Origin of the sequence: Ensifer sp. NPDC090286 (assembly GCF_044769565.1) — a bacterium.
GTDB lineage: Bacteria > Pseudomonadota > Alphaproteobacteria > Rhizobiales > Rhizobiaceae > Ensifer.
In genome coordinates this window covers 288541-300362 of record NZ_JBIVYF010000003.1, presented here as the reverse complement: position 1 = coordinate 300362, position 11822 = coordinate 288541, and the positions used below count along the sequence as shown (strand labels likewise).

The following is an 11822-nucleotide window of genomic DNA, read 5'->3' as shown; positions in this document are numbered from 1 at the left end:
CCCTTGAACATTGCGGCTTCAAGTATTGCAACGTCCGGCGCGCTCGCGGGCGCTTCGTCCGAGACGTTTGCCGACCACCCGGGTTATCGACGCATGTTCGCCCGAGATCACCTGACCGTCGGCATCTTCCTGCCGCTGCGTTTCTATCAAGGCGACATGGCGGTATTGCAGGGGCAGGCTGATCTTGTCGCTGAGGCGGATCGGCGCGGCTTTGCGGCAGTCTGGGTGCGTGACGTACCGTTGTTCGATCCCGCATTCGGCGACGCCGGGCAGCTTTTCGACCCCTTCACCTACCTGTCCTATCTCGCCGCGCGCACGAACAGGATCGCGCTGGCGACCGGCAGCGCGATCTTTTCGCTTCGGCATCCGATCGATCTGGCAAAGGCGGCAAGCACGATCGATCATCTTTCAGGCGGTCGGCTTGTGCTCGGAATCGCATCGGGCGACAGACCGGTCGAGTTCCCGGCCTATGGCCTGGACATGGACGAGCGGGGTGCTCGGTTTGCGCAGGCCGTGGCCTATTTCCGGCAACTCCTTGCCCCCGGACGTTTGGCCATCGACACGGGCCTCGGCATGGTCACCGGCGCGGATTTCTTGCCCAAACCGCCGGTCGGCCGAATTCCGCTGATCGTCACGGGTTCCAGCCGGCAATCTTCCGCATGGGTCGCGGAACAGGCCGACGGTTGGTTGACCTATCCGCAATCCACGCATACGGCCGATGGTCCGCGGCGGCTCGCCCTGAACATACGCGCCTGGCGCGAGCGGATCCCGGATGGCGGGTTCAGGCCGCACATGACCAATGAATGGATCGACCTCGCCGACGATCCGAATTTTCCGAGAACGCCGCTTCGCGGCGGCTTCGTCCTCAAGACGGGTCGAAAGGGATTGATCGATCTTCTCGGCGAGTGGCGTGAGGCAGGGGTCAATCACGCCGCACTTGGCATGCAGTTCGCCGGCCGGCCGGCGCCGGAAATTATTCAGGAACTGGCGGAAGAGGTCTTGCCCCAATTTCCGTCGCTGGAGGGGCCGAAGCCGCTTGCCGCAAAATGGTAACACCGGCCAAGGACGCGGCCTCACCCGATGCAACTTTGAAATCGCTGTTCGCGCAGATCCCAACCGCAGTGACGATCGTAACGGTGGGAACCGGAGGGGAGCGCTACGGGGCGACGGTCGGATCGGTCGGGGCCCTTTCGCTCGATCCTCCATTGCTGATGTTTGCGATGAAGGAGGATTCCACCCTTCTTCGTCGCCTCGACGTGGGCTCGCCGATCGGCTTCAATCTGCTCGCAGCCAGGCAGCACGACATAGCCCGGCGATTTTCAACGCCTGGTATCGATCGCTTTGGCCTGACACATTGGTGCGAGGAGAATGACCTGCCTCGCATCGATGATGCTCTGGTCTGGATTGCTGCGCGGGTGCGAGACTGGGTGCGTCTGGGCGATCACATGCTCGTCACGGCCGAAGTCAAACACGCAGAGATCGAAGCTGGCGCACCGCTGGTATACTGGAGGCGGGAATTCCGGTCGCTTGCCGAATACGAGATGGTCGGATCCGATTCGAGATAACGGGCACGGTCTTTCGTTCGCCACCATCCCGGCAATCTGCTCCATCGTTGGACGATTTGCAGACTGTTGCTCAGAAACTGGGCATATGCCATCGCCGACCGATAAGCGGAGCATGAGTTTATCTTTTTGAAATTGCTGATTATTTTCGCCGGATGTGAATCTGGCACGCATCCTGCATTTCTATTGGCATGTCCAGAGGGGACTAAAAAGAAGACAGCGCCCACGAAGGTCGCGATGAAAAGGGCCACTGCCCGCTCAAAGGTGATCCCGGATGTACGGACACCGAGGCGGGTGGTGGCCCTTGCTTTTTCCGTTATGTCGCATTGGCGAAGCGCCTAGCCTCGACTATCTAAGAGATAACAAAAGAATGAGAGGGCGCGATGCCGGAAGTCACGAAAGAAGTGGTGCTTGAAAAACTGCGCACGGTGCGTGGCCCGGGCATGGAAGGCAACATCGTCGACCTCGGGCTTGTGTCTGACGTCTTCATCTCCGACGGCAAGGCCTATTTCTCGATCACCGTGCCGGCCGAACGCGCCAAGGAACTGGAGCCGATGCGGGCTGCAGCCGAGCGCGTGGTGCGCGACATTCCCGGGATCACCGCGGCAATGGTCGCCTTGACGGCCGATCGCAAGGCTGCCGCCGGCAGTGCGCCGGTGCAGCGCCCGCAGCCGCAGGCGCCATCCCATGCAGGCCATTCCCACGCTCCGCGTCCGGCTGGCGGACCGCCTGCCAAGGCGGGCATCCCCGGCGTCGGCGCGATTATCGCCGTCGCCTCGGGCAAGGGCGGTGTCGGCAAGTCGACCACCTCGGTCAATCTGGCGCTGGCGCTCAAGGCAAACGGCCTGAAGGTCGGCTTGCTCGACGCCGACATTTACGGCCCCTCGATGCCGCGGCTCCTGAAGATCTCCGGCCGACCACAGCAGATCGAGGGCCGGCTCATCCGCCCGATGGAAAATTACGGCCTCAAGGTCATGTCTATGGGTTTCCTCGTCGATGAGGAAGTGGCGATGATCTGGCGCGGACCGATGATCCAGTCGGCGCTGCTGCAGATGTTGCGCGAAGTTGCCTGGGGTGATCTCGACGTTCTCGTCGTCGACATGCCGCCGGGCACGGGCGATGCCCAGCTCACCATGGCCCAGCAGGTGCCGCTGGCCGGTGCGGTTATCGTCTCGACGCCGCAGGACCTGGCGCTGATCGATGCCCGCAAGGGCCTCGCCATGTTCCGCAAGGTGGAAGTCCCGGTGCTCGGCATCGTCGAGAACATGAGCTACTTCATCGCCCCCGATACCGGAAATCGCTATGACATTTTCGGTCACGGCGGCGCCCGCAAGGAGGCAGAACGCATCGGCGTGCCCTTCCTCGGCGAAGTGCCGCTGACAATGGGGATTCGCGAAACGTCGGATGCGGGAACGCCGCTGGTTGCCTCCGATCCGGCCGGCGAGGTCGCGCGCGTCTATCGCGATATCGCGACCAAGGTCTGGGAGCAGGTATCGGCCACGCAGCAGGACAAGAGCCGCGCCGCGCCGAACATCGTGTTCGAGTGAAGTTCCCCACGGGAACTTTGGCGCTTCGCCCCGCGTAGTTTTGCCCTTGATTCGATTTTGATTTAGGCGAACATGGGATAGGGTGGCGCCGAACTGGCGGCGCATGCCCGCGTGCCGGATTGCAAGAGGGCATTGATTTTGCGTTTGCGTTGCGCCATATGCCTTGCCGCACTTGCGAAGGTGCCCAACTTGACGCCCTCTCGCCCGAGATCTTGGCCTCTCGCGATGACTGAGTTGAAGACTTTGTCCTGACTGGCGGAACGTTCCATCCGATGGATCTCTATTGTGGGTATTTTGTGGCGCACGACCTTTCGCCTCTTCCATTCGACCCTAAGGTTGGCATGACGAGGATGCTCGCATGATCACCGGCTATTGCGCCGATGGAACGGCCGTCGTCCTGACGCCCGCCGACCCGCCCGAGAGCCTGCGCCCGGACGTCATCTGGGTGGATCTGCTCGAACCGAGCAAGGCCGAAGACCTGATGATGGAAAAGCTGCTCGGCATCTCCATCCCGACGCGCGACGACCTCAAGGACATCGAGCCTTCGAGCCGTCTCTATGTCGAGGAGAGCGCCGTGTTCATGACGGCGTCACTGGTGTTTCGGTCGGAGACGGAGATACCCGGCCTGACCGACGTCGGCTTTATCCTGGCGGGTAGCCGGCTCGTCACCATCCGCTATGCCGAACCCCGGTCCTTTGCCCTCTTCAAGGCGTCGATGCATCGTTTCCCCGGAAACTGCCGCGACGGCGCGGTGGTTCTGACCCGGCTCCTGGAAACGATCGCCGACCGGACCGCCGAAATTCTCGAAGAGGCCGTGACCAAGATCGACGATCTGTCGATCGCCGTCTTCGGCGACAAGGCGGCCGGCAAGCGCCGCCCGCCGCATTTTCTCGAGGCGCGCCTGCGCGACGTCGCCGGGCATCATCGCCTGGTCGCCAAGACCCGCGACAGCCTTGCCTCGCTCTCGCGCCTGCTGACATTCGTCTACACGGTCCCGCAGGTGCAGGACGACAAGGAAACGCGCGAACTCTGCCGCTCGATTTCGCGCGATATCCAATCGTTGTCCGAACATGCCGGCTTCATTTCCGGCAACATTACCTTCCTGCTCGATGCATCGCTCGGCCTGATCAACGTCGAACAGAACGCCATCATCAAGATTTTCTCGATCGCGTCGGTCGTGCTCCTGCCGCCAACGCTGGTCGCTTCAGTCTACGGCATGAACTTCCGCGTCATGCCCGAACTGGAATGGCAATTCGGTTATCCCTGGGCGATCGCGGCGATGGTGATATCGGCCGTGATCCCCTTTTTCTTTTTTCGCTGGAAAGGCTGGCTTTGAACGCCAGTAGGTTTGCATGACCCAATCGCATGCCCCTTCCACTCAAGAGCCGAAGGACCTGCGCCGCCTGCTGGTCCTCGGGCTTGGTTCGATCGGTGTCGTCTATGGCGACATCGGCACCAGCCCGCTCTATGCCTTTCGCGAAGCGTTGCGCCCGGTCTCCCATGACGGTGTGACCGATGCGGAGATCATCGGCCTGATCTCGCTGATGATCTGGACGCTGACGATCATCGTCACGATCAAATACGTGCTGTTCCTTCTGCGCGCCGACAACCAGGGCGAGGGCGGCACGCTGTCGCTGCTTGCTCTGTTGATGAAGTCCGCCAACGGCCACGCGTCCATTCTCTTCTTTATGGGCATTGCCGGCGCCGCGCTCTTTATCGGCGACGCGATGATCACGCCGGCGCTCTCCGTTCTTTCGGCGGTCGAAGGCCTGAAGCTGGTGACGCCGGCGCTGTCGGAATATGTCGTGCCGATCGCGGTGGTCATCCTGTTGATGCTTTTTGCGGTGCAATCCAAAGGAACGGCGGCGGTCTCGAACTTCTTCGGTCCGATCACCCTCGTCTGGTTCCTGGTGATGGGCGGCATCGGCTTCGTGCACATCGCCGACGACCTGTCGATCTTCAAGGCCTTCAATCCCTATTACGCCGTGAGCTTCATGCTCAGCGAAGGCTATGTCGGCATCATCGTGCTCGGCGCCGTCTTCCTTACGGTGACGGGTGCAGAGGCGCTCTACGCCGACCTTGGCCATTTCGGCCGTCGTCCGATCCAGTGGGCCTGGTTCCTGATCGTCTTTCCGGCGTTGACCCTCAACTATCTCGGCCAGGGCGCCTTCGTCCTGAAGAACCCGGAAGCGATGTCGGATCCGTTCTTCCTGATGTTCCCGAAATGGGCGCTGCTGCCCGTCGTCATTCTGGCGACGGCGGCAACCATCATCGCCAGCCAGGCGGTGATAACCGGCGCCTTCTCGCTGACGCGCCAGGCGATCCACCTCGGCTTCCTGCCGCGCATGGCGATCTTCCACACGTCGGAAACCCATACGGGCCAAATCTACCTGCCCAACGTCAACACGCTGCTGATGTTCGGCGTCATGGCCCTGGTCTTCGTCTTCGGTTCGTCCGAATCGCTCGCGACTGCCTACGGCATCTCGGTCACCGGCGCGATGGTGGTGACGACCGTGCTTTCCTTCGAGTTCCTGCGCATGCGCTGGAACTGGTCGGCGCTCGCGGCTGCCGCGGTGCTGGTGCCGCTCTTTGCGCTGGAGTTCATCTTCCTCGGCGCCAACATGCTGAAGATCCACGACGGCGGCTACGTTCCGGTGCTGATCGCCGCCACCTTCATCATCATCATGTGGACCTGGCGGCGCGGCACACAGATCCTGCACGCCAAAACGCGCCATATCGACATTCCGCTGGCAAGCTTCATCAAGTCGATCGAACGCAAGAGCGAACATGCGCCGGTGGCCGTGCCCGGAACCGCCGTGTTCCTGACGAGCGATCCGGAATCGACGCCGGCCGCACTGCTCCACAACATCAAGCACAACCACGTGCTGCACAATCAGAACTTCATCCTGACGATCCGCACGGCCAATACGCCGAAGGTGCCGAAGTCAGAGCGGGTGAGCATGCAGCCGTTGTCGGACCGCTTCACATTGCTCGAAATGCGCTTCGGCTTCATGGAAACGCAGAACGTCTCGCAGGCGCTCGGCCTGTTCCGCAAGTCGGGCCTGAAGTTCGACATCATGTCGACGTCCTTCTATCTCGGCCGCCGCAAGCTCGTGCCCGATGCTGAGAGCGGCATGCCGCACTGGCAGGACCGGTTGTTCATCGCGCTTGCGAATGCGGCAATCGATCCGTCGGATTACTTCCGGCTGCCGACCAACCGCGTGGTCGAACTCGGCTCGCACGTGATCATCTGACGCTCGGCCGTTCGCGGCTGAGCGCGAGAAGCGCTGATCTGCAACAGAAGAAGCCGCCTTCCGACGGGAGGGCGGCTTTGCTGCGTTATGGGACATCCGCCTTTCAGCGATCGCGCATTAACCAAACATCAAGGTTAATGCTTCATTTTCAAAACACGAACGGAGCGGTCCCGGCGAAGTGTCCGGCTGCTTGATTGTCTAATCTTCCCGCGCGGAATTCTCGACGCTGGCGCATAGCCGGCGCGGGCGAAGCCGTGCCGCCTGATAGCGTTGCGTGGAGTTGGTTGGTGCGTAAGAGTCGGAACCTGCGTCTAAAGTCTCGCCTGAGCCCGTCCGCCTGGATGGCGCCCGCGATCATCGGCCTTGCACTATATCTGGGCTTTCCCTCGGCTGCCGCCTATGCCGACCTTGCGACCTTCCTGTCCGGCATCAACCGGGGCGGCGAGCGCTGGCGCATGTATATGACCGCGTCGCCCGCCGGTTCGATCCACGAAGCCGAAATGGTGTTTGCCGATCCGGTCACCACGGGCGCGCTCGACGGCGGTGCCGGCATCACCATGCCCGATGGCAGCCGCGTCGCGCTGACCGCGGAAACCAAGCATTCGGGCACGCCCGACGAGGACCGCGTCAACCGTCAGGCCAAAAAGGGCCGCGTCGTCGCCGTAACCCCGGTAACGCCGCCCAAGGATTTCTCCGCCGGCTCCATCCTGCAGCGCACCAGCTCCCTGATGGAGCCAAGCCTGGGGGAGGGGGAGAAGATGGTCTTCGCCAAGTCTCGCATCGAAGGCAAGGAGATCGAGATCGCCACCGCCTTCTACCGGAAGACGCCGCCAAAGGCGGAGCCCGGCGTCTCGCCGATGCTGGCCAAGCTCGTTACGAACGATCGCCCCGACATTCTTGCGACTGCTTACGTCCGGCCCGAGCCGGACTATGCGCGTGAATCGCCCTTCGATTCGATTCTGCGCGAAGACAAGAACGCCGGTCGCTTCATTCCGGAGATCGCGCCGGACGACCACGCCTGGGCCGCAACCGCATTGCCGGGCTCGGTTTTCAACAAGGAAGAGCAGACCTGTCTGGCCGAAGGCATCTACTTCGAAGCCCGCAGCGAGCCGCTCAAAGGCCAGGCCGCCGTCGCGCAGGTGATTCTCAATCGCGTGCGCAATCCCACCTATCCGAAGACCATTTGCGGCGTCGTTTACCAGAACAAGGCCTGGCGCAACCGTTGCCAGTTCTCCTTCGCCTGCGACATGATCCGCGACCTTATCTATTCCCGCTCGCACTGGAAGACGGCCAAGGAAGTTGCGATGGCCGTCACCGCCGGCAAGATCTGGCTGCCGGAAGTGGGCTCAGCCACCCATTACCATGCGACCTACGTCAATCCGCCATGGGCGAAGACGATGAAGCGGGTCGGCAAGATCGGCATGCATATCTTCTACCGCACCTATGGCGGCGGCTGGAGCTGATCGGCGCCTGACGCGATTCCGCCGTCTTTCCCGCGCGCACGCTAAAGGGGAGATTCCCGCCGGTCTCCGGCCGGAATCCTGCCGCGACCTTGCTGCAGATCGATGAATGCGTGCTTAACCCATTGAATTTCATGGAAAACATTGTCCACGATCAAGCGGCCTGCACGCCTTGACTATGCGGGTGCCTAAAACTATGTTGCGCGCGACTTCAAATGGGGCCGAAACGTGGCTTGTGCGAAGGCCTATTGTGTGACCGAAATCGCGGTCTGAGACCCGATAAGGACGACAAGGGAGTAGCCACGTGGCGGAGAAACCTGAAGAAAGTCTGGAAGCGCGGCTGAAGCAGCTCGGCGACAAGATTGAGTCCAAGAGGCCCAATACGCCTGATGCAGCGGAAGCCAGAGCCGCCGAAAGCCGTAAAGGCTATGCGGCGGCGATGAAGCTCTCGAGCGAGTTCATCGCCGGCATCGTTGTCGGGGCGTTTCTGGGCTATCTTTTGGACCACTTTGCGGGTACAGGGCCGTGGGGATTGATTATCTTCCTGCTTCTCGGCTTCTGCGCTGGCGTGCTGAATGTGCTGCGCTCGGCCGGTATGGTGGCGACACCGGAAGCCGGAAGAGGCGGTTCTGGGAATGACAAGAAGGACGGCGACGCCCGCTGAGGCGTTGCCCCGAAGAAAACGGTTTCCGCTCCCGGGCGGGTAGAACGAAAGAGAAGCGCGGTGTCAAACGATCCGACCCACCAGTTCCTGGTCAATAAGATTGTCCCGATCGAAATTGGCGGAATGGACTTTTCCTTCACCAATGCGTCGCTGTTCATGGTTGCGACCGTAGGTGTTGCCGCAGGCTTTCTTTATCTGACGACGTCGCAGCGCGGTCTTATCCCGACCCGCATGCAGTCGGTCTCGGAAATGTCCTACGAATTCATCGCCTCGATGCTGCGCGAAGGCGCCGGCAGCGGTGGCATGAAGTTCTTCCCGATGGTGTTCTCGCTGTTCATGTTCATCCTGACGGCGAACCTGCTCGGCATGATGCCCTACTTCTTCACGGTCACCAGCCAGATCATCGTCACTTTCGCTCTGGCGCTGTTCGTCATCGGTACCGTCATTCTCTACGGCTTCTACAAGCACGGTCTCGGCTTCCTGAAGCTCTTCGTGCCGCATGGCGTTCCTGGCGTGCTTCTGCCGCTCGTCGTCGCGATCGAAGTCATCTCGTTCCTTTCCCGTCCCATCAGCCTTTCGGTCCGTCTTTTCGCCAACATGCTGGCCGGCCACATCACGCTGAAGGTCTTCGCAGGCTTCGTCACCTCGCTCAGCGCCCTCGGCGCAGTCGGCATCGGTGGCGCCATCCTGCCGCTCATCATGACCGTCGCCATTACCGGTCTTGAGTTCCTCGTCTGCTTCCTCCAGGCCTATGTCTTCGCGGTACTGACTTGCATGTACCTCAACGACGCTGTCCATCCCGGAAGCCACTAAGGAATAACAGTCGCTTGCTTCCGGCCGGTCCTCCGTCGGAAGCGCAATCCTAAGCCGCAACACCATTCGAAGGAGTTCACACATGGAAGCGGAAGCAGCAAAGTACATCGGCGCAGGTCTCGCTTGCCTCGGCATGGCCGGCACGGCTCTCGGCCTCGGCAACATCTTCGGCAGCTACCTCTCTGGCGCGCTGCGTAACCCGTCGGCTGCTGACGGCCAGTTCGGCCGCCTCGTATTCGGCTTCGCCGTTACGGAAGCTCTGGGCATCTTCTCGCTGCTCGTAGCCCTGCTCCTCCTCTTCGCCGTCTAATATCGGCTGGAGTTTCGGCCGCGACCCGTCAAAAGGTCGCGGCCGCGCATATTCTTGAGTGCACCTGGAGGTGAGCATGTTTGTGACCGCGGCTTATGCCCAGTCAACCACCACTGAAGGCGCCGAAGCACACGATGCCGCTGCGGCCGGTGAGGTGCACACCGAAACGGGTGTGGCTCACGAAGGCGAGGCTGGCTCCGGCGTGTTCCCGCCCTTCGATACGACCCATTTCGCATCGCAGCTGCTTTGGCTCGCGATCACGTTCGGCCTCTTCTATCTCCTGATGTCGAAGGTCATCATTCCGCGGATCGGCGGAATTCTGGAAACCCGTCACGATCGGATCGCTCAGGATCTCGATGAAGCGTCCCGCCTCAAGGGCGAAGCCGACGCTGCCATCGCTTCCTATGAGCAGGACCTGGCAACCGCCAAGTCCAAGGGTCACAAGATCGCCGACGACGCCCGCGAATCCGCAAAGGCCAAGGCCAATGCTGACCGCACCGCCGTCGAAGCCGACCTTGCCAAGAAGATCTCGGCTGCAGAAGACCGCATCGCCGACATCAAGGCAAAGGCACTGGCCGACGTCGGCGCCATCGCCGAGGAAACCGCAACGGCTGTCGTCAAGCAGCTGATCGGCGGAACCGTCACCAAGGCCGAGATCACCGCTGCCGTCAAGGCATCGGGTGGCAACTGAGGAGCACTGAACTATGCATCTTGATGCAACTTTCTATGCCTTCGTTGGCCTGATCCTGTTCTTCGTCCTGATTGCCTATCTCAAGGTTCCGGGCATGGTCGGCAAGGCGCTCGACGCCCGCGCCGAAAAGATCGGCAACGAGCTGACCGAAGCCAAGCGCCTGCGCGAAGAAGCTCAGGGCCTCGTCGCTGAGTACCAGCGCAAGCGCAAGGATGCGGAAGCTGAAGCTGCCGGCATCGTCGCTGCCGCCCAGCGCGAAGCCGAAATGCTGACCGCAGAAGCCAAGCAGAAGACCGAGGAATACGTCGCTCGTCGCACGGCTCTTTCGGAACAGAAGATCAAGCGGGCCGAAAGCGATGCGATCAACGCGGTTCGTTCCGCTGCCGTCGATCTCGCGATTGCCGCTGCCGAGAAGGTCGTTGCCGCCAAGGCCGACGCCGGCGCCCAGAACGATCTGTTCAAGAAGGCACTTGGCGACGTCAAGGCGCGCCTGAACTAAGCGTTCGGACATTCCGATTGAAAGAGCCCCGCCTCGTGCGGGGCTTTTTTTATGCCTGTCTGTAGAGGCTGCATTGGCCCGAAGGATGAGGCGCCAAGCTTCGCTAGGATTTCCGCAGGCGTCTCGCCTTCAGCTGCCGAAGCGAAGTAGTGCCAGTGTTCAAGGCCAAAGGTGGCGCACGGCAGCATGCGCGCCACCGGATGGCTTCTGACGCGAGAAAAGCTGTTGGCGAGATATGTCGGAACCGAAACCGGAAGCACCTGCGTGGCGCTCGCTACGCGGTTGCGCGCCGGTTAGTCGTCCTGGCGCAGTGGCCGGAAGCTCATGCGGTGCAGCGGGCAGGGGCCGTGGGTCTCGATGGCGCGACGGTGGGTCACCGTCGCATAGCCGGCATGGAGCGCAAAGCCGTAGCCGGGATGCGCAAGGTCGGCACGGGCCATCATGCGGTCGCGGGTAACCTTGGCGACGATCGAAGCGGCGGCGATCGACAGCGACCGCGCATCGCCCTTGACCACAGCCTTGGCGTGGCAGGAGAGGCCGGGCGGTACGTCACGGCCGTCGACGAGCACGAAGCGCGCGTTCGAGGGCAGGCCGGCGACCGCCCGCCGCATCGCTTCGAGGCTCGCCTTGCGGATGTCGGTGGCGTCAATCGTGCCGGCCGACGCCGAGGCGATCGACACTTCGGATGTGGCGAGGATTTCTTCGAATAGTTTTTCGCGCGCCTGGGCCGTCAGCTTCTTGCTGTCGTCGAGTCCTGCGGGAATGGCGTCCGGATCGAGAATGACGGCGGCGGCGACCACCGGTCCCGCGAGCGGCCCACGACCGGCCTCATCCGCTCCGGCGACCGGCCAGAACCCATCGCCCTTGGCCGAAAGCTCGAAACTGAAATCGGGCGCTACGATGATATCGGGAAAAAGGGGAGAATCGGACGATCTGCGAGACATAAGTCTAGATCGCATGATCGACCGATTCTCTTCAAGCCCCCAGGTCCGAGTGCGGCGGCGGACGGGGGATTACCGGGG

General features: G+C 61.9%; 12 protein-coding genes. 11 read left to right on the top strand and 1 reads right to left on the bottom strand.

All coding sequences use genetic code 11. The features are described from left to right. Nucleotides 1-3: 3 nt before the first annotated feature. The 11 genes from ACIQUG_RS16705 (at nucleotide 4) to ACIQUG_RS16655 (ending at nucleotide 10800) form a co-directional block, all read left to right on the top strand. Nucleotides 4-1053 carry an LLM class oxidoreductase gene (locus tag ACIQUG_RS16705; protein WP_402323236.1) on the top strand — a complete coding sequence of 350 codons (1050 nt, stop codon included), beginning with the start codon at nucleotides 4-6 and terminating at the stop codon, nucleotides 1051-1053. After that, nucleotides 1047-1565 (top strand): flavin reductase family protein, encoded by a 519-nt coding sequence (locus ACIQUG_RS16700; protein WP_402323235.1) that lies wholly within the window; start codon nucleotides 1047-1049, stop codon nucleotides 1563-1565. Before ACIQUG_RS16705 ends, ACIQUG_RS16700 begins: the two co-directional genes overlap by 7 nt. A gap of 380 nt (nucleotides 1566-1945) precedes the next feature. Next, a complete protein-coding gene (locus tag ACIQUG_RS16695; protein WP_043620940.1) occupies nucleotides 1946-3109 on the top strand; it encodes an Mrp/NBP35 family ATP-binding protein in 1164 nt (387 codons plus the stop codon). Between the two features lie 358 nt (nucleotides 3110-3467). Further along, entirely contained in the window at nucleotides 3468-4445 is a 978-nt protein-coding gene (locus tag ACIQUG_RS16690; protein WP_205239380.1) for a magnesium transporter CorA family protein, read from the top strand. Between the two features lie 16 nt (nucleotides 4446-4461). Next, on the top strand, nucleotides 4462-6363 hold the full coding sequence (locus tag ACIQUG_RS16685) for a potassium transporter Kup (protein ID WP_043620935.1): 1902 nt from the start codon (nucleotides 4462-4464) through the stop codon (nucleotides 6361-6363). A 341-nt stretch (nucleotides 6364-6704) separates the two neighbouring features. Continuing rightward, nucleotides 6705-7826, top strand: coding sequence for a cell wall hydrolase (locus ACIQUG_RS16680; protein ID WP_402323734.1), 1122 nt, complete (start codon nucleotides 6705-6707; stop codon nucleotides 7824-7826). A gap of 301 nt (nucleotides 7827-8127) precedes the next feature. After that, complete coding sequence (locus tag ACIQUG_RS16675; RefSeq protein WP_043620934.1) at nucleotides 8128-8487, top strand: AtpZ/AtpI family protein; 360 nt, start codon at nucleotides 8128-8130, stop codon at nucleotides 8485-8487. 60 nt (nucleotides 8488-8547) lie between these two features. Continuing rightward, a complete protein-coding gene (locus ACIQUG_RS16670) occupies nucleotides 8548-9300 on the top strand; it encodes a F0F1 ATP synthase subunit A (protein WP_043620932.1) in 753 nt (250 codons plus the stop codon). A gap of 82 nt (nucleotides 9301-9382) precedes the next feature. After that, the gene (locus tag ACIQUG_RS16665; protein WP_025426100.1) at nucleotides 9383-9610 is read left to right on the top strand and encodes a F0F1 ATP synthase subunit C; all 228 of its coding nucleotides are present in this window, start codon (nucleotides 9383-9385) and stop codon (nucleotides 9608-9610) included. Nucleotides 9611-9686: 76 nt separating this feature from the next. Beyond that, complete coding sequence (locus ACIQUG_RS16660; RefSeq protein WP_192447640.1) at nucleotides 9687-10301, top strand: F0F1 ATP synthase subunit B; 615 nt, start codon at nucleotides 9687-9689, stop codon at nucleotides 10299-10301. Nucleotides 10302-10314: 13 nt separating this feature from the next. After that, nucleotides 10315-10800 (top strand): F0F1 ATP synthase subunit B, encoded by a 486-nt coding sequence (locus tag ACIQUG_RS16655; protein WP_402323234.1) that lies wholly within the window; start codon nucleotides 10315-10317, stop codon nucleotides 10798-10800. A 293-nt stretch (nucleotides 10801-11093) separates the two neighbouring features. On the opposite strand, the gene ACIQUG_RS16650 is transcribed toward ACIQUG_RS16655, so the two are convergent. Continuing rightward, on the bottom strand, nucleotides 11094-11744 hold the full coding sequence (locus tag ACIQUG_RS16650) for a ribonuclease HII (RefSeq protein WP_402323233.1): 651 nt from the start codon (nucleotides 11742-11744) through the stop codon (nucleotides 11094-11096). Nucleotides 11745-11822: the final 78 nt, after the last annotated feature.